This window comes from Kitasatospora sp. NPDC048662, assembly GCF_055587065.1.
In genome coordinates this window covers 20,872-38,949 of record NZ_JBVJHA010000007.1, presented here as the reverse complement: position 1 = coordinate 38,949, position 18,078 = coordinate 20,872, and the positions used below count along the sequence as shown (strand labels likewise).

Below are 18,078 nucleotides of genomic sequence, written 5' to 3'. Positions count from 1 at the left end.
AGGTGCGGGGGCGTCGCCCCCTCGGAACCCCAACCCGGGCCCGGGCGTGATGATTCCTCATCCAGTGCAATGGCACCGCGGGAACGGCGTGAAAGGATGCCCCCGAAGGGGTGCCATGAACACTCCCAAAGCCGTGTGTTCCATACAGAGGAGTACCGCCGTGCCGGGTAAAAACCTGAGCCGTGAGGAGGCCCGAGACCGGGCCGGGATCATCCGGGTGGAGAGCTACCGCGTCCACCTGGACGTGAGTGCGGCGGCCGACCCCGGCCGGCCCACCTTCCGTTCCACCACCCGGATTTCCTTCGACTGCGCCACCCCGGGCGCGTCCAGCTTCGCCGACCTGCTCGCCCCCGAGGTGGTCTCGGTCGAGCTGAACGGGCGCCGGCTCGACCCGGCCGAGGTGTTCGACGGCGCCCGGGTCGCGCTGCCGGAGCTCGCCGACCGCAACGAGCTGACGGTGGTCGCCGAGTGCGCCTACAGCCGCACCGGCGAGGGCCTGCACCGCTTCGTCGACCCGGCGGACGGCGAGACCTACCTGTACACCCACTACGAGCCGGCCGACGCCCGCCGGGTGTTCGCCAACTTCGAACAGCCCGACCTGAAGGCCCCGTTCAGCTTCACGGTGACCGCCCCGGCGGCCTGGGACGTGTACGCCAACGCGGTGCCCGCCCGGATCACCGAGGACGGCGACACCCGCACCTGGGAGTTCGCGCCGACCAAGCCGATCTCCACCTACCTGACCGCCGTGGTCGCCGGCCCGTACCACGTGGTGCGCGGCCACTACTCGCGCGAACTGCCCGACGGCACCGTGCTGGAGATCCCGCTCGCCACCACCTGCCGCCAGTCGCTGGCCCCGTACTTCGACGCCGACGAGATCCTCACCGTCACCAAGCAGGGCCTGGACTTCTTCCACGACGAGTTCGACTACCCGTACCCGTTCGGCAAGTACGACCAGTGCTTCGTCCCCGAGTACAACATCGGCGCCATGGAGAACCCGGGCTGCGTGACCTTCCGCGAGGAGTTCATCTACCGCTCGAAGGTCACCGAGGCCGCCTACGAGTCCCGCGCCAACGTGATCCTGCACGAGATGGCGCACATGTGGTTCGGCGACCTGGTCACCATGAAGTGGTGGGACGACCTGTGGCTGAAGGAGTCGTTCGCCGACTTCATGGGCTCGTTCGCGCAGATCGAGGCCACCAAGTACCGCTCCGCCTGGATCACCTTCGCCAACCGCCGCAAGGCCTGGGCGTACCGGCAGGACCAGTTCCCCACCACCCACCCGATCACCGCGGACATCCGCGACCTGGAAGACGCCAAGCTCAACTTCGACGGCATCACCTACGCCAAGGGCGCGTCCGTCCTCAAGCAGCTGGTCGCGTACGCCGGCCGGGACGCGTTCTTCGAGGGCGCCCGCCGCTACTTCAAGAAGCACGCGTTCGGCAACACCGTCCTCGGCGACCTGCTGGACGCCCTGGAGGAGACCAGCGGCCGCGACCTGCGCGCCTGGTCCGCCGCCTGGCTGCAGACCTCCGGCGTCAACACCCTCACCCCCGAGGTCGCACACGACGCCGAGGGCCGGATCACCGAACTGGCGATCCGCCAGGACGGCGAGGTGCTGCGCCCGCACCGGATCGCGGTCGGCCTGTACGACCGCGCCGAGGACGGCTCGCTGCGGCGCACCGACCGCTACGAGCTGGACGTCACCGGCGCCCGCACCGTGGTCGCCGAGGCGGCGGGCCGCTCGCTGCCCGCGCTGGTGCTGCTCAACGACGACGACCTGACGTACTGCAAGGTCCGCTTCGACGAGCGCTCGCTGGAGACCCTGCGCACCGGCCTCGGCGACCTCACCGGGGAGACCGGCCTGGCCCGGGCGCTGGCCTGGTCCGCGGTGTGGAACCTGACCCGGGACGGGCTGATGCCCACCCGCGACTACCTCGACCTGGTGCAGCGCTTCGCCGGCCGGGAGTCCGACATCGGCGTGCTGCAGTCCCTGCACCAGCAGGCCGGCACCGCCCTGGAGCTGTACGCCGACCCGGCCCGCCGCGCCGACTACGGCACCGCGCTCGCCGAGATCGCGCTGCGCGAACTCTCCCAGGCCGCCCCCGGCAGCGACCACCAACTCGCCTGGGCCCGCTTCCTGGCCGACACCGCCGAACGCGCCGACCACCTGCAGCTGCTGCGCGGCCTGCTGGAGGACACCACCCGGATCGACGGCCTGACGGTGGACCAGGAACTGCGCTGGAACCTCTGGCTGTCCCTCGCCACCAACGGCGCGGCCGACACCGAGGAGCTGGCCGCCGAACTGGCCCGCGACAACACCGCCAGCGGCCGCCGCCAGCACACCCAGTGCCTGGCCGCACTGCCCACCCCGGGCGCCAAGGCCGCCGCCTGGTCCTCGGTCGTCGACTCCGACGAACTGCCCAACGCCCTGGTCGAGGCGCAGATCGCCGGCTTCAACCAGGCCGGGCAGCGCGAGCTGACGGCCGCCTACGCCGAGCCGTACTTCGAGATGCTGGAGTCGATCTGGGCGGACCGCTCGATCGAGATCGCGATGCGGATCGTCGGCGGCTTCTACCCGCGTTACCAGACCACGCCCGAGACCCTGGCGGCCACCGACGCCTGGCTGACCGCCCACCAGGAGGCCGCGCCCGCGCTGCGCCGCCTGGTGCTGGAGTGCCGCGACGACCTGGCCCGCGCCCTGCGCGCCCAGGCCTGCGACGCCCAGTAGTAGCCCACCCGTGCACAACGGCCCGGCCCCCGATCCGAGTTGGAACGGGGGCCGGGCCTTCTGCCGTACGGCGGACGCTACTTGAGGGTGGCGGAGGTCAGACCCGCCTGGACCTGGCGCTGGAAGGACAGGTACACCACCAGCACCGGCAGCATCGCGATCGTCATACCGGCGAACAGCGCCGGGGCGTCGCTCTTGTAGCCGGACTGCAGGGCCAGGTTGACCAGGCCCTGGGCGAGCATCGAGTGGTCGGCCTCGCCGGCCGTGGTGGGCTGCATCAGGGTGACCGGCAGGATGTACTGGTTCCACTGGCCGAGCACGTTGAAGATGCCCACGCTGATCAGGCCGGGCTTGGCCATCGGCACCATGATCTGGAAGAACGTCCGGGTGTGCGAGCAGCCGTCCAGCATCGCGGCCTCGTGCACCGCGCTCGGCAGGGTGCGGAAGAACGAGTACATGAAGAACACGGTGAACGGCAGCGAGTACGCGACGTACACCAGGATCAGGCCGGCGTAGCTGTTCAGACCGAGGTACGGCGAGATCTCACCGAGGTTGCGGACCATGAAGAACAGCGGCACCAGGGCCAGGTACACCGGGAACATCGAACCCGCGACGAACAGGTAGTAGATGAACCGGTTGCCCTTGAACTCGTAGCGGGCCAGCACGTAGGCGGCCATCGAGCCGAGCAGCATCGTCAAGGTGACGGAGCCCAGCAGCACGATGACGGTGTTGGCGAAGAAGCCGCCGATGCCCTTGGACCAGGCGCGGGAGAAGGCGTCGAAGCCCCAGTGGGCCGGCCAGCTCCAGGCCGAGCCGTTGATCTGCGCGTCGGTCTTGAACGAGCCGAGCACGACCCAGAGCAGCGGCAGCAGGATCAGCACGGCCCAGATGGCCAGGAAGCCGTGCGAGAAGACGTTCAGTACGCCGCCGCTGTCGGCGAAGCGCTGGTCCTTGCCCGGCTTGGGCTTGCTGCCGCGCTGACCGGGGACGCTCGCGGTCTTGTCGAGAGTGCTCATGTCCGGTCCCCGCTCAGTACTCGATCTTGTCGCGCTTGGTGGCCCACAGCGAGACGATGGTCAGAATGAGGGTGAAGAAGAAGATCACCACACCCATCGCACAGGCGTAGCCCGCCTCACCGTTGCGCAGGAAGCTGCGCATCAGGTAGGTCGAGATGAGCTCGCTGTGGTGGTCGGGACCACCGCCGAAGTACGCGCCGGGGGTGATCGAGGAGACCAGCGCGAAGGCGTCCATGGCGACGATGGCCAGGTAGACCCAGGCGGTCTGGACGGTCTCCCAGAGCAGCGGCAGGGTGATCTTGAAGAAGGTCTGACCGCGCTTGGCGCCGTCCAGCAGGGCGGCCTCGTAGATGTCCTTCGGGATGCCCTGCATGGCGGCCGAGAACAGCACCAGGTAGAAGCCGACGCCGGACCAGACCAGCACCGCCAGCACGCACCACATGACCAGGTCAGGGTCGGACAGCCACTGCACCGGGTCGTTCACGGTGGCCAGGCCGAGCTTGATCAGAATGCCGTTGGCCAGGCCGGACTGGTCGGTGCGGTACACCGCGCCCCAGAGCACGGCGAGGATGGCGATCGACAGCACCTGCGGGAAGAAGAAGACGACCTTGTAGAACGGCGCGCCCTTGACGCCCTGCACGCCACCGGTGCCGCCCTTGCCGCCGACGTTCAGCATGAAGGCGAAGAACAGCGCGATCAGGATGGTGACGACCGGAAGCAGGATCAGCAGCAGCAGGTTGTGCCAGAGGGCACCGGCGAAGACCTCGTCATCGAGGAGTCTCGTGTAGTTGTCCAGGCCGATGAAATCCATCTCCTGGCTCGCCCCGGACCAGTTGGTCAGGGAGTATCCGAAGGTCTGCAGGTACGGCCAGAGCACCAGGCCGACGTACAGCACGATCGGAAGGAAGAGGAACCCCACGATGAAGGGGTACTTGCCGTGACGCATGGTCACTTTCTCCTGTCCGTCAGGAAGACGCACCGGGGGCGCCTCGGTGCCCCCGGTGCGCTGATCGAGTGACCGATCAGGCGGTCTTGTTCTTGGCGGCCGACTCCTTGGCGCGCTTGATCCACTCGTCGGGACCGATGCGCTTGGCCATCAGCTCGCCGGAGGCATTCTGCAGGTCCTCGTCGAACTTGGACGCGGTGTTGATGTACTGGAAGTTGAAGGTGTTGGCACCCGCGGCCTTCAGCGCCACCACGGTGGAGGCGGTGCCCGGCTTCAGCTGGACCTCCGGGCCGACACCGTCCTTCAGGCAGGTGAGGCTGTTGGCGGTCTGGGCGAACTTGCCCGAGGCCTCCTTGGTCAGCATCATCCGCAGGAACTCCAGGCCGCCGGCCACGTTCTTGGCCTTCGACGGGACGATGAACGGCTCACCGGCACCGGCGCGGATGGCCTCGAAGGGCAGCTTGTCACCGGGCAGCGACGGCATCGGCAGGAACTTCATGTCGAAGTCGGCCGGGGTGGTCGGCAGCTGCTCGTTCTCCAGCCAGGAGCCGGACGGGATGAACGCGGCCTTGTACTGGTTCCACGCCGTCTGCGACTCGGTGTGGGTCATGCCGTTGGTGCCGGGGAGCAGGAAGTCCTTGTCGACGATCTGGTAGAACGCGTCAAGCACGGTCTTCACGGCCGGGTCGTCCCACGCGGTGGCGTCGAGGGTGTCGATCCGCTTCATGAGGTCCAGGCCGCCCTGCTTGGCGATCATGTCCATCATGACGACGTTGATGTAGTACGGGTACTTGCCCTGGTGCGCGACCGGGGCGATGCCCTTGGCCTTGATCTGCTCGCACAGGGTGATGAACTCGGCCCAGGTCTTCGGCGCGGTCCAACCGTTGTCCTTGAACAGCTTGCCGGAGTACCACCAGCCCCAGACGGTGTACACGTAGGACAGGTTGTAGACCTTGCCCTTGACCGTGCCGGACTCGATCGTGCCGGGCATCAGCACCTCGCGGACCTTCTTCGACGGGTCGTCGATGTAGGGCGCGTCCAGCAGCGGGGCCAGGTCGGTGAGCTGGTTGGAGTCCGCGAGGACGTCCAGCTTCATCTGCTTGGCGCCCGAGTCGTCGATGACGTCCGGCGGGGAGCCGGCGTTGAAGCGCGGCTGGAGCTTGCCGGTGACGTCCTTGTCGGCCTGGTGGTTGACCTTCGCACCGGGGAACTGCTTCGAGTAGATCGCCTCGAACGCCTTGGCGTACTCGTTGCCGTAGCCGCCGTCGAAGATGAAGACCTCGAGGCCGTCGGAGTCCTTGACCCCGAACGGGTTCTTGGCGTCGCTCAGGTTGAAGCCACTCGCCGCCTTGGTGCCCTTGTCGGAGCTCCCGGTACCGCCGGCGCAGGCCGCGAGCAGCGAGCTGCTGCCGGCCGCCAGGACGGTGATCGCGGCCGCGCGCTTGAACAGGTCGCGGCGGTTGTACTCAGTTGCAGAGCCCATGCGTGCCCTAACCCCTCAGTTCCAGAAGATGTGAGCCGGAGTTGACGTCGCGTCAACTTCCTTGGCCCGAAAGGTGCCCAGCGGCGAATATGCCGGTCAGAGGCGGTGTGATGATGCGCAAAGGTATAGTCCACTGTTCATCTGACAGCAATAGGCCGCCGGTCTGATAACAAACCTGACAGTCAAAGCGTTGTCGGCGGTGCAGCATGTGCAATGTGCAGGGACCCTGCACATTACGTGTCCGCGCCAGACCTGATCGCGAATCTAGCGCGGTTATGTTCGTTTGAACATAGAAACGCGCAGCTTCGCGCATCACGTTAGGGAACTGTGACGGCAAAGCTGCGCGCGGTGATCGCCTGACGGACCCTCAGTCTCAGTCGTCCCGAAGCCCCTTGTCCAGAGCGACGATCATGCTGCCCTGAACGTAGCGGGCCTTACGGGTCGCCACCTCCGGGCTGTCGCTGCCGGCCCGGCCGCCCGGAAATGGCAAAGAGCCGCACCACTCCACGCGGGAGCGGTGCGGCTCTTCAGTGACGCTCTGTCAGCCGATCAGGCTGCGCAGCACGTACTGCAGGATGCCGCCGTTGCGGTAGTAGTCCGCCTCACCGGGGGTGTCGATGCGCACCACCGCGTCGAACTCGACCGCGCCAGCCTTGACCTTGACGGTCTTCGGGGTGCGGCCCTCGTTCAGCTCGGTGACACCGGTGATCTCGAAGGTCTCCTCGCCGGTCAGGCCCAGCGAGTCGGCGTTCTGGCCGGCCGGGAACTGCAGCGGCAGGACGCCCATGCCGATCAGGTTGGAGCGGTGGATGCGCTCGTAGGACTCGGCGATGACGGCCTTGACGCCGAGCAGCGCGGTGCCCTTGGCCGCCCAGTCGCGGGACGAGCCGGAGCCGTACTCCTTGCCGGCCAGGACCACCAGCGGGATGCCCGCGGCCTGGTAGTTCTGCGAGGCGTCGTAGATGAACGACACCGGCGCGTCAGCCTGGGTGAAGTCGCGGGTGTAGCCGCCCTCGGTGCCCGGCGCGATCTGGTTGCGCAGGCGGATGTTGGCGAAGGTGCCGCGGATCATGACCTCGTGGTTGCCACGGCGCGAGCCGTAGGAGTTGAAGTCACGCTTCTCCACACCGTGCTCGGTGAGGTACTGCGCCGCCGGGGTGCCCGGCTTGATGTTGCCGGCCGGGGAGATGTGGTCGGTGGTGACCGAGTCGCCCAGCTTGGCCAGCACGCGGGCGCCGGCGATGTCGGTCACTGGGCTCGGGGTCTTGGCCATGCCCTCGAAGTACGGGGGCTTGCGGACGTAGGTGGACTCGGCGTCCCACTCGAAGGTGTTGCCGGTCGGGACCGGGAGCGACTGCCAGCGGTGGTCGCCGGCGAAGACGTCCGAGTAGTCCTTGGTGAACATGTCCTGGTCGATGGAGCCGGCGACCACATCGGCCACCTCCTGCTCCGACGGCCAGATGTCGGCGAGGAAGACGTCGTTGCCGTCGGCGTCCTGGCCCAGCGCGTCCTTGGTCAGGTCGATGTTCATGTTGCCGGCGAGGGCGTAGGCGACCACCAGCGGCGGGGAGGCCAGGTAGTTCATCTTGACGTCCGGGTTGATCCGGCCCTCGAAGTTGCGGTTGCCGGAGAGCACCGAGACGACCGCCAGGTCGGACTCGTTCACCGCGGCGGAGACCTCCTCGGGCAGCGGGCCCGAGTTGCCGATGCAGGTGACGCAGCCGTAGCCGACCAGGTTGAAGCCCAGCTTCTCCATGTACGGGAGCAGGCCGGCCTTCTCGTAATAGTCCATGACGACCTTGGAGCCGGGCGCCAGGGTGGTCTTGACCCACGGCTTGACCGTGAGGCCCTTCTCCACGGCCTTCTTCGCCAGCAGGGCGGCGCCCAGCATGACGGAGGGGTTGGAGGTGTTGGTGCAGGAGGTGATCGAGGCGATCACGACCGCGCCGTTGTCGATCTCGTAGGACGAGCCGTCGGCGGCGGTGACGGCGGTCGGCTTCGAGGCCTCGGCGGAGTAGGTCGGCAGCGCCTCGGCGAACTTCTCGGCGGCCTCGGCCAGGATCACGCGGTCCTGCGGGCGCTTCGGGCCGGAGATCGACGGGACGACGGTGGAGACGTCCAGCTCCAGGTACTCGGAGTAGACCGGCTCGACCGACGGGTCGTGCCAGAGGCCCTGCTCCTTGGCGTACGCCTCGACCAGGGCGAGCTGCTGCGCGTCGCGGCCGGTGAGCTTCAGGTAGTTGATGGTCTCGGCGTCGATCGGGAAGATCGCGCAGGTCGAGCCGAACTCCGGCGACATGTTGCCGATGGTGGCGCGGTTCGCCAGCGGGATCGAGGTGACGCCCTCGCCGTAGAACTCGACGAACTTGCCGACCACACCGTGCTTGCGCAGCATCTCGGTGATGGTGAGCACCAGGTCGGTGGCGGTGGTGCCGGCCGGCAGCTGACCGTTCAGCTTGAAGCCCACCACGCGCGGGATCAGCATCGAGACCGGCTGGCCGAGCATCGCGGCCTCGGCCTCGATGCCGCCGACGCCCCAGCCCAGCACGCCCAGGCCGTTGACCATGGTGGTGTGCGAGTCGGTGCCGACGCAGGTGTCCGGGTACGCCTGGCCACCCCGGACCATGACAGTGCGGGCCAGGTGCTCGATGTTGACCTGGTGGACGATGCCGGTGCCGGGCGGGACGACCTTGAACTCGTCGAACGCGGTCTGGCCCCAGCGCAGGAACTGGTAACGCTCCTTGTTGCGGCCGTACTCGATCTCGACGTTCTGGACGAAGGCGTCCGGGGTGCCGAACTTGTCGGCGATGACGGAGTGGTCGATGACCAGCTCGGCCGGCGCCAGCGGGTTGATCTTGGACGGGTCGCCGCCCAGCTCCTTCACGGCCTCACGCATGGTGGCCAGGTCGACCACGCAGGGCACGCCGGTGAAGTCCTGCATGATCACGCGGGCCGGGGTGAACTGGATCTCCTCGGACGGCTCGGCCGTCGGGTCCCAGCCGCCCAGGGCGCGGATGTGGTCGGCGGTGATGTTGGCGCCGTCCTCGGTGCGGAGCAGGTTCTCCAGCAGGACCTTGAGGCTGTACGGCAGCCGCTCGGAACCCTCGACGGCGGAGAGCTTGAAGATCTCGTACGACTCGTCGCCCACCTGCAGCGAGCTGCGGGCGTCGAAGCTGTTCGCGGACACGACTGACTCCTTCTTGGTCCACCCGGTGATAAGGTAAGCCTTGGCTGACCTGACGGCCGCCGCCTACCGGGCCGAAGATGGAGGCCCGCCGAACGCGGGGCCTGCGCCTCTCGGCAAGTATCTTGACGTCAAGATAAAGTCTAACGCGGAATGTATCTCGATGTCGAGATAAACCATAGTGCATGGCTCCGTCCAAACTTCACCGGCACATCCTGTAACGCAACCGCAGCCCCGGGGCATCTGTCTTCATGTACCGAGCGGCGCCGCAAACGGCTGGCGGGCCGCCGGAACGCGGCACGTGGCAAGGGGTGCGGATGGCGATGGGGCGGCGACGGGCCGAGGAGCGGCGCGAGTTCGAGGAGTTCGCGCACGCCAGCGGCACCGCACTGTTCCGCACCGCCCTGCTGTTGTGCGGCGACTGGCACCTCGCCGAGGACCTCACCCAGACCGCGCTCGCCCGCATCTACGCCTCCTGGGGACGCGTCCGGCAGGCCGACAACCCGGTCGCCTACGCCCGCACCGTCCTGCTCCGCTGCTACCTATCGCACCGGCGGCTGCGCCGCAGCACCGAACTGCCCGGCCTCGACCACCTCCCGGAACAGGCCGCCCCCGACACCGACCCGGCACTGCGCGTCGCCCTGCTCGCCGCACTCGCCGAACTGCCGCCCAAGGACCGGGCCGTGCTGGTGCTGAGGTACTGGGAGGACCGCAGCGTCGAGGAGACCGCCGCCGAACTCCAGCTCGCCCCCGGCACCGTCCGGGTCCGCGCGCTGCGCGCCCTCACCCGGCTGCGCCGTCAACTCGCCCCGCAGCTGGACACCCTGGCGTCGTGACCGAGCCCGCGCCACTCCCCCGTCTCCGAACCGGCCGGTCGGCTGCCCCGCGACCCGACCGCCCGACCACCAGAAAGCGAGAGACCCCCATGCCCCAGCCCGAGGCCGAGCCGGAGCTGAGCGACGTCTTCGAATGGGCCGTCGGCGACGCCGTGCCCGACCTCGGCCTGCTCGTCGCCGGGGCCACCGCCGAGGGCAGCGCCATCCGGCGGCGACGGCGGGCCGCACTCGGCGGGGCCGTCGTCGCGGTCGCCGGTCTGGCGCTCGGCGGCGGACTGCTGCTGCGCCCCGGCACGCCCACCGCCGCCGTCTCCCCCGGCGCCGGCAACTCGGCACCATCCGCCCCCGCACCGGAGGCCACCCTGCCGCCGGACCCGGTGCCGTTGACCGGCGCCGCCGGCATGGTCGTGCTCGGCCGTCTGATCGGACCCGACCTGGTGGTCGACAGCTGGAGCAGCAACGCCAACCCCGTCAGCACCGACCGGCGCACCGTCATCGTCGCCCGGGTGCACGAGCGCGGCACCAAGCGGATCAGCACGATCGAGATCGAAGTGCTGGCCGCCGGCAACGGGCCGCTGCCGACCTCCGAACGTCTCGACTGCGCCGACCGCCCCGGCACCGTGCTCTGCGAACCCGTCAGGGGCCTCAACGGCGAGTACGGAGTGATGTACACCTTCCGAAGCGACAGCCAGCAGATCGGCTACGCGACGAAGCTCCGGCGGCCGCGCGACGGCGTCCAGATCTCCCTCTCCGTCACAGGTATGGCGGGGACGGAACCGGCGGTGCCCCTGAGCACCGTCTCGAAGTGGGCGCTCTCCACGGACTGGCAGCCCACCATCGACCGCCGGCAGGCCGAGCTCGCCGAGCAGCAGGTGAAGACCTTCACCCACCAGGTCCCGGCGGACCAGCCGAGCCCGTCGCTCAGGACGCCGGATTCGGGTACGGGCACCTGGCCGAGCCAGGGCCCGACGGGAGACGGGACCACGCCGTAGCGGGGCGCCCTGGTGCCCGGCGGGCACGGACCTGGGTGGTGGGAGCGGACCTGCGTGGCGGGGGCGGACCTGCGCGGTGGGCACGGACCTGCGCGGTGGGAGCGGACCTGTGCGGTGGGCACGCACCTGGGTGGTGGGAGCGGCGGTTGGGCCCCCGGTGCCGTGCTGCGACACGGGCGGGCTACCGTGGGCGGGTGATCGTGGTGGACGCTTCTGCGGTGGTTCTCTCGCTCGCCGACCAGGGGCCGCGCGGGGCCGCGGCCCGGGCCGCGCTGGCCGCCGACCCCGACTGGGTCGCGCCCGAGCATGTGCTGATCGAGGTGATGCAGTCCCTGCGCGGGCTCTACCTCGCCAAGGAGGTGACGGCCGCGCAGGCGGCCGACATCGCCCGCCGGCTGTCGGAGCTGACGATCCGCAAGGTGGAGATCGCCCCGCTGCTCGACCGGATCTGGGAACTCAAGGACAACCTGACCCCGGACGACGCCGCCTACGTCGCGGTCGCCGAGTACTGCGGTGCCCCGCTGATCACCGCCGACCTGCGGCTGATGCGCGCCAGCGGGCCGCGCTGCGAGATCCGCGGCATCACAGCCGCGGGCTGAGACCTCCGGCCGGTCCGGGGCCTGCCGCTTCGGGCCCGCGCTGGGCCGGGCGTTCTCGTACGGGTGGTTGCGGGTGGCGGTGCGGCACGGCGGCGTGCGGGGCGGGGCGGACGGCCGCCACGGTGGGCGGTGTTCCCTGACGGTCCGTCGGAAGGTTCGCGATGCCCCTGTCCTCTGCCGCCGGTGCACTGCTGGTGCCGCTCACTCTGCTGCCGATCGGGCCGCCCGGCGTCCCCGGCGCCGCCCCTCGCCCTGGTGGGACAACCGTGGCGGCCGTCCCCGACCAGGTGGTGGACGCCCAGTTCGACCGTGCGAACGGCATCGTCCCCGCCAAGGCGATCACCCACGCACCCGAGCTGGTGCCGTACGGCGCGCAGGTGCGGGTCACCGTCCACCGCGAGGAGGGCCGGACGACCGTCGCGGTGGAGATCGCCGGGGTGTCCGGCCCGCACGAATTCCCGGCCCACGTGCACACCGGCTACTGCGGCACCGACCCGGCGGCCTCCGGGCCGCACTACCAGCACGTGGCGGGCCTGGACGCCGAGGACAACGAGGTGCGGATGACGGTGCGCACCGACCCCAGCGGGGCCGGCGACGCCTCGGCGGCCGTCCCCTGGACGTTCCGGCACGACGAGGCGCACTCGCTGGTGCTGCACGCCGGCACCGACGCCGGATCGCACGCCCCCACCGACCGGGTGGGCTGTGTGGACGTCGACTTCTGACCGGCGTCCGGCCGACAGCCGGGAGCGGTGATCAGGAGCCGAGGGTCGCCACCATCACGGCCTTGATGGTGTGCAGCCGGTTCTCGGCCTGGTCGAAGACCACGGAGTGCGCCGACTCGAAGAGTTCGTCGGTGCACTCCAGCTCGGACATGCCGGTGAGTTCGAACATCTGCCGACCGATCTCGGTGCCGAGATCGTGGTACGCCGGCAGGCAGTGCAGGAACTTGACCGCCGGGTTTCCGGTGGCGCGCACCGTGTCCATCGAGACCTGGTAGGGCTTCAGCAGGGCGATCCGCTCGGCCCAGACCTCCTTGGGCTCGCCCATCGACACCCAGACGTCGGTGTACAGGAAGTCCGCCCCGGCCACGCCCGCCGCCACGTCCTCGGTCAGGGTGACCCGGGCGCCGCTGGCCTCGGCCAGCGTGTGAGCGGCCTTCTGGACATCCTCCGACGGCCACAGCTGCGCCGGAGCGACGATCCGGATGTCCATGCCCAACAGCGCACCGGTGACCAACAGCGAGTTGCCCATGTTGGAGCGGGCGTCGCCGAGGTAGACCAGGGTGATCTCGTTCAGCGGCTTGGTGGAGTGCTCCTGGATGGTGAGCACGTCGGCCAGCATCTGGGTGGGGTGCCACTCGTCGGTCAGACCGTTCCAGACCGGGACGCCCGCATGGGCCGCCAGTTCCTCGACGATCTCCTGGCCGTCGCCCCGGTACTCGATACCGTCGAACATCCGGCCCAGCACCCGGGCGGTGTCCTTGACCGACTCCTTGTGGCCCATCTGCGAGCCGGCCGGGTCCAGGTAGGTGGTGGACGCGCCCTGGTCGTGGGCCGCCACCTCGAACGCGCACCGGGTGCGGGTGGAGGTCTTGGCGAAGATCAGGGCGATGTTCTTGCCGCGCAGCCGGGGCTGCTCGGTACCGGCGTACTTGGCGGCCTTCAGCTGCGCAGCGAGGCCGACCAGGTGACGGAACTCCTGGGGAGTGAAGTCGGTCTCCTTGAGGAAGTGCCTGTTCCGGAGGTTGAACGCCATACCGGTCTCCTGGGTCGGTCAACGGACTGAGACGGGAAGTCTATACGAGTATTCGAATATTCATGCAACGTCGGGCCCACTCACGGCCGCCGGGGCCGGTGCGGACGGCGGAACCGTCCGCACCGAGCGCGACATGAGTGCCGGGTGTCAGAGGCGGGGGTCGACCGGCTCGGACTCCAGGGCCAGTACCGCGAACACCGCCTCGTGCACCCGCCAGAGCGGCTCACCGGCCGCCAGCCGGTCCAGCGCCTCCAGGCCGAGCGCGTACTCACGGAGGGCGAGCGAGCGCTTGTGGCCCAGCGAACGCTGCCGCAGCCGGTCCAACTGCCGGGTGTAGTCCGGGCCGTAGATGATCCGCAGGTACTCGCGGCCGCGGACCTTCAGGCCGGGCTGGACCAGCCGCCCGGTGCCGTCCCGGTGCAGTGCCTCGACCGGCTTGACCACCATGCCCTCGCCGCCCGCGCCCGTCAGCTCCTCCCACCAGGCGACTGCGGCGGCCACCGAGGACTCGTCCTCGGTGTCGACCAGCATCCGCCCGGTGCGGTGCAGCACCGGGGTGGTGCCGCTGGTCTCCGCCGCGAGCCGGTGGTCGGCGTCCACCAGGCGGTCGATCAGGTCGAGGTGCTCGGTGTGCGGGCGCAGCGCCAGGTTGGCGCCCTCGGCGGCGAGCAGCTGGAACGGCGCCAGCCGGATGCCGTCGAGCCCCTCGGTCGGCCAGCAGTAGCGCCGGTACGCCTCGGTGAAGGCCAGCGCGTCGGTGCTGCGCTGCTGCTGGCGTTCCGCCAGTTCCGTCACGTCCAGTCCGCGGGCGGCGGCCTTGGTGAGGGCGTCGAGCGCGGCGGGCAGGGCGGCGCCGGCGGCCGCGCCGACCGCGGCGTACTGACGGCGCAGCAGCTCGACGGCCTTCAGCGACCAGGGCATCAGCTCGGCGTCCAACAGCAGCCAGCCGGTGTCGAGTTCGTCGAACAGGCCGGACTGCTCGGCGGCGGCCCGCAGCCGGTCGAGTATCGCGCCGGTGAGCTGATCGTCGGACAGGAAGGCGCGGCCGGTCCTGGTCCAGATCGCGCCCGGACCGGGCAGGCCGAAGCGCTTGTCCAGCGCGGTGTCGTCGCGGGCGACCAGGACGACGGCGCGCGAGCCCATGTGCTTCTCCTCGCAGATCACCTGCCGCACCCCGTCGTGCCGGTAGGCGAGGAACGCCTCCTCGGGGTGTTCCAGGCAGCCTTCGCGACGGGAGGTCGGCGAGGGTGCCATGGTCGGCGGCAGGTAGGCGAGCAGCCGCGGGTCGAGCGCGAAGCGGCTCATCACCTCCAGCGCGGCGGCGGCGTTCTCCTCCCGGACGGCGACGTTGCCGAGCGTCCTGGTCTCCACCACGCGGCGGCCGGCCACGTCGGCGAGGTCGAGCGGACGGCCCTCCCGGCCGCCGGGCGCGTCGCCGCGCAGCGGGCGGACCGGCTCGTACCACTCCTGTTCGGCGGGCACGGCGACGATCTCCCGCTCCGGGTAGCGCAGCGCGGTGAGACTGCCGCCGAAGACGCAGCCGGTGTCCAGGCAGATGGTGTTGTTGAGGAAGCTCGCCACCGGCACCGGGGTGTGGCCGTAGACCACCAGGGCGCGGCCGCGGTACTCCTCGGCCCACGGGTAGCGCACCGGCAGGCCGAACTCGTCGGTCTCGCCGGTGGTTTCGCCGTACAGCGCGTGCGAGCGGACCCGGCCGGAGGCCCGGCCGTGGAGCTTCTCCGGCAGACCGGCGTGGCAGACCACCAGCGCACCGTCGTCCAGCAGGTAGTGGCTGACCAGGCCGCGCATGAACGACCGCACCTGGGCACGGAACTCTTCGCTCTCGCCGGACAGCTGGTCGATCGTCTCCTGCAGGCCGTGCGAGACGGTGACCTTGCGGCCGTCCATCCAGCGGCCGAGCTTGTTCTCGTGGTTGCCCGGCACGCAGAGGGCGTGGCCGGCCGCGACCATGCCCATCACCAGGCGCAGCACACCCGGGCTGTCGGGGCCGCGGTCGACCAGGTCGCCGACGAACACGGCGGTCCGGCCGTCCGGGTGCGCGGCATCGATCGGGCGGCCCTGCTCGTCGCGGACGATCGCGTAGCCGAGCCGGCCGAGCAGGGTCTCCAGCTCGGAGCGGCAGCCGTGGATGTCGCCGACGATGTCGAACGGGCCGGTCAGGTGCCGCAGGTCGTTGAACCGCTTCTCCGGGACGATCTCGGCGCGCTCGATCTCCTCGACCCCGCGCAGCACGTGCACCTTGCGGAAGCCCTCGCGCTCCAGGCCGCGCAACGAGCGCCGCAGGTCGCGCTGGTGGCGTGGGATCACGTGCGCGGGCAGCTGCCGGTCCGGCCGGGCCCGGTTGCGTTCGGCGCACACCTCGGCGGGCACGTCCAGCACGATCGCGATCGGCAGTACGTGGTGCTCCCGGGCGAGGGCGATCAGCGCGCGGCGGGCGTGCTGCTGGACGTTGGTGGCGTCGACCACGGTGAGCCGGCCGGCCGCGAGCCGCTTGCCGACGATGTAGTGCAGCAGGTCGAAGGCGTCGGTCGAGGCGGACTGGTCGTTCTCGTCGTCGGAGACCAGCCCCCGGCAGTAGTCCGAGGAGATCACCTGGGTGGGCAGGAAGTGCTTCCGGGCGAAGCTGGACTTGCCGGAGCCGGTGCTGCCGATCAGCACCACCAGCGAGACATCGGTGACGGGGAGGCGCCGGCCGGTCGGGGTGCCGGTCTCCGGGGTTTCGGCCTCCGGGGTTTCGCTGGTCATCGGTTCGCGCTCCCTTCCGGGGCGAGGTCGTTCGACGGGGCGTCGGTGCGGTCGGTGGTCGTTGTCGCGGCTGTTGTTGTGGTGCCGGCAGTGGATGCGGCCGGACGTCCAGGTGCCGTGGTGGGCTCGGCAAGGCGGAAGTGCGCGAGTTGGGTGGGTGCACCGACCTCGGGGTCGAGCGGGCCGACCGGCTCGAACGCGACCGTGTAGCCGTAGTTGTCGGCCACCCGCGCCGCCCAGGCGGTGAACTCGGCGCGGCTCCACTCGAACCGGTGGTCGCCGTGCCGCAGGTGCCCGGCGGGCAGGCTCTCCCAGCGCACGTTGTACTCGGCGTTCGGGGTGGTGACCACGACGGCGGCGGGCCGGGCCGCACCGAACACCGCGTACTCCAGCGCGGGCAGCCGGGGCAGGTCGAGGTGCTCGATCACCTCGCACAGCACCGCCGCGTCGTAGCCCTTCAGCCGGGCGTCGGTGTACGTCAGCGCGCCCTGGACCAGCCGCACCCGGCTCGCCTGACGCTCCGACATCCGGTCCAGCCGCAACCGGCGGGCGGCGATCGTCAGCGCCCGCGAGGACACGTCCACCCCCAGTACCTCGGTCACCCGCGACTCCTTGAGCAGCGCGCCCACCAACTCGCCCTGGCCGCAGCCCAGATCGAGCACCCGGGCGGCACCGGTGCGGGCCAGCGCGGCCAGGATCGCCGTCCGCCGCTGGGCGGCCAGCGACTCACTGCGCCCGGTCGCCTCGTCGGCGGCAGCGGGGTGCCCCGGCTCCGGCTCGGCAGTCGGCTCCGCCCGCACCGGAGTTGGCGCGGCGTCGGCAGGGAGGTCGGCCGCACGGTCGGCGGTCGGGGCCGTGGTCGGGTCGGCCTCACGGTCAACAATCGGGTCGGCGGCGGTCACCTCCTCCGGGGCGTCGGGTACAGCGTTGTCGATCTCCTCGGCCTCGCGGTCGTCGGCCTCGGCCAGCCGGGCCAGGGCGAGGCGTTCGGTGGCGAGCCTGGTCAACGACCAACGGCGGGACAGGTAGCGGCGGACGATCAGGGCGCGTTCGGGGTGGTCGGCGAGCCAGCCCTGGCCGGCCGCCAGCAGCTTGTCGACCTCGTCGGGCGCGACCCAGTAGTGCTTGGCACCGTCCAGCACCGGCAGCAGCACGTACAGGTGCTGCAGGGCGTCGGCCAGCCGCAGGGTGCCGGCGAGTTCGAGCCGCACGTACCGGGAGTCGCCCCACTCGGGGAAGGACTCGTCCAGCGGGACGGGCGTCGCCTCGACCTGCCAGCCCAGCGGGGCGAACAGCCGCTCCACCAGGGCCGGTCCGTCGCCTGCCACCGGGACGGCGGGCAGCGAGATCCGCAATGGCATGGCGCGGCCGGGCAGTTCGGGGCGGTGCGTGCACTCGCCCTTCATCGCGGACCGGAACACCGTGCGCAGCGCCACCGCGAGCAGCGAGGACGCGGCGTACGGCCGGTCGTTGACGTACTCGGCGAGCGCCAGGTCGGGCGAGCCGGAACGGCCCTTGCCACGGCCGTGCCGCAGCAGCGCCGCGGGGTCGACCTCCAGCAGCAGCGCGGCGGTGCACGTGTGCTCACCGGACTCGGGGTAGAAGACGTGCGCGGTGCCGTGCGCGGTGGTGAACCGCTGCACCTTGTCGGGGTGCTTGTGCAGGAGGAAGCCCAGGTCGGAGGCAGGATTCTCGGCAGTGCCGGTGGTGGAGATGGATACGAACACCCGGTCGAGTATGGCCCGTGGGCTTCTTCCAGGGCATCAGGTTTTG

12 protein-coding genes are annotated in these 18,078 nt (G+C 70.2%); 5 read left to right on the top strand and 7 right to left on the bottom strand.

The annotated features are described in order from the left end of the window. Positions 1 to 160: 160 nt before the first annotated feature. Positions 161 to 2,728, top strand: a complete 2,568-nt coding sequence (gene pepN / locus ACZ6R9_RS20445) for an aminopeptidase N (protein ID WP_465539438.1) — start codon at positions 161 to 163, stop codon at positions 2,726 to 2,728. 77 nt (positions 2,729 to 2,805) lie between these two features. Here the strand turns inward: pepN and ACZ6R9_RS20440 are convergent, their stop codons facing one another. The 4 genes from ACZ6R9_RS20440 to acnA form a co-directional block, all read right to left on the bottom strand. Further along, entirely contained in the window at positions 2,806 to 3,744 is a 939-nt protein-coding gene (locus ACZ6R9_RS20440; RefSeq protein ID WP_380483416.1) for a carbohydrate ABC transporter permease, read from the bottom strand. Positions 3,745 to 3,757: 13 nt separating this feature from the next. Continuing rightward, positions 3,758 to 4,690, bottom strand: a complete 933-nt coding sequence (locus ACZ6R9_RS20435; RefSeq protein ID WP_043914005.1) for a carbohydrate ABC transporter permease — start codon at positions 4,688 to 4,690, stop codon at positions 3,758 to 3,760. A gap of 76 nt (positions 4,691 to 4,766) precedes the next feature. Next, entirely contained in the window at positions 4,767 to 6,173 is a 1,407-nt protein-coding gene (ngcE, locus tag ACZ6R9_RS20430; RefSeq protein ID WP_465539435.1) for an N-acetylglucosamine/diacetylchitobiose ABC transporter substrate-binding protein, read from the bottom strand. 541 nt (positions 6,174 to 6,714) lie between these two features. After that, positions 6,715 to 9,360, bottom strand: a complete 2,646-nt coding sequence (acnA, locus tag ACZ6R9_RS20425) for an aconitate hydratase AcnA (RefSeq protein WP_380483421.1) — start codon at positions 9,358 to 9,360, stop codon at positions 6,715 to 6,717. A gap of 314 nt (positions 9,361 to 9,674) precedes the next feature. On the opposite strand from acnA, the gene ACZ6R9_RS20420 reads away from it, so the two are divergent. From ACZ6R9_RS20420 to ACZ6R9_RS20405, 4 genes are all read left to right on the top strand, one after another. Continuing rightward, on the top strand, positions 9,675 to 10,193 hold the full coding sequence (locus ACZ6R9_RS20420; protein WP_380483423.1) for a SigE family RNA polymerase sigma factor: 519 nt from the start codon (positions 9,675 to 9,677) through the stop codon (positions 10,191 to 10,193). Positions 10,194 to 10,282: 89 nt separating this feature from the next. Next, positions 10,283 to 11,185: a hypothetical protein gene (locus ACZ6R9_RS20415; protein ID WP_465539433.1), complete on the top strand. Its 903-nt coding sequence runs from the start codon at positions 10,283 to 10,285 to the stop codon at positions 11,183 to 11,185. A gap of 194 nt (positions 11,186 to 11,379) precedes the next feature. Further along, the gene (locus tag ACZ6R9_RS20410; protein ID WP_380483427.1) at positions 11,380 to 11,784 is read left to right on the top strand and encodes a type II toxin-antitoxin system VapC family toxin; all 405 of its coding nucleotides are present in this window, start codon (positions 11,380 to 11,382) and stop codon (positions 11,782 to 11,784) included. 161 nt (positions 11,785 to 11,945) lie between these two features. After that, on the top strand, positions 11,946 to 12,506 hold the full coding sequence (locus tag ACZ6R9_RS20405; protein WP_465539431.1) for a hypothetical protein: 561 nt from the start codon (positions 11,946 to 11,948) through the stop codon (positions 12,504 to 12,506). Between the two features lie 31 nt (positions 12,507 to 12,537). Here ACZ6R9_RS20405 and argF read toward each other — a convergent pair whose 3' ends face one another. The 3 genes from argF to ACZ6R9_RS20390 all read right to left on the bottom strand — a co-directional run bounded on the left by argF (position 12,538) and on the right by ACZ6R9_RS20390 (position 18,032). Continuing rightward, a complete protein-coding gene (gene argF / locus ACZ6R9_RS20400) occupies positions 12,538 to 13,539 on the bottom strand; it encodes an ornithine carbamoyltransferase (protein ID WP_380483431.1) in 1,002 nt (333 codons plus the stop codon). 147 nt (positions 13,540 to 13,686) lie between these two features. Further along, entirely contained in the window at positions 13,687 to 16,305 is a 2,619-nt protein-coding gene (locus tag ACZ6R9_RS20395) for a polynucleotide kinase-phosphatase (protein ID WP_465539429.1), read from the bottom strand. After that, positions 16,302 to 18,032: a 3' terminal RNA ribose 2'-O-methyltransferase Hen1 gene (locus ACZ6R9_RS20390; protein ID WP_465539427.1), complete on the bottom strand. Its 1,731-nt coding sequence runs from the start codon at positions 18,030 to 18,032 to the stop codon at positions 16,302 to 16,304. The genes ACZ6R9_RS20395 and ACZ6R9_RS20390 overlap by 4 nt, the downstream gene beginning before the upstream one ends. Positions 18,033 to 18,078: the final 46 nt, after the last annotated feature.

Excerpts from the sequence above, each read along its gene's own strand:
- ACZ6R9_RS20415 (WP_465539433.1), top strand. The coding sequence starts at position 10,283 with ATGCCCCAGCCCGAGGCCGAGCCGGAGCTGAGCGACGTCTTCGAATGG.
- ACZ6R9_RS20395 (WP_465539429.1), bottom strand. The coding sequence starts at position 16,305 with ATGACCAGCGAAACCCCGGAGGCCGAAACCCCGGAGACCGGCACCCCG.
- ACZ6R9_RS20435 (WP_043914005.1), bottom strand. The coding sequence starts at position 4,690 with ATGCGTCACGGCAAGTACCCCTTCATCGTGGGGTTCCTCTTCCTTCCG.
- argF (WP_380483431.1), bottom strand. The coding sequence starts at position 13,539 with ATGGCGTTCAACCTCCGGAACAGGCACTTCCTCAAGGAGACCGACTTC.
- ACZ6R9_RS20420 (WP_380483423.1), top strand. The coding sequence starts at position 9,675 with ATGGCGATGGGGCGGCGACGGGCCGAGGAGCGGCGCGAGTTCGAGGAG.
- ACZ6R9_RS20405 (WP_465539431.1), top strand. The coding sequence starts at position 11,946 with ATGCCCCTGTCCTCTGCCGCCGGTGCACTGCTGGTGCCGCTCACTCTG.
- ngcE (WP_465539435.1), bottom strand. The coding sequence starts at position 6,173 with ATGGGCTCTGCAACTGAGTACAACCGCCGCGACCTGTTCAAGCGCGCG.
- ACZ6R9_RS20440 (WP_380483416.1), bottom strand. The coding sequence starts at position 3,744 with ATGAGCACTCTCGACAAGACCGCGAGCGTCCCCGGTCAGCGCGGCAGC.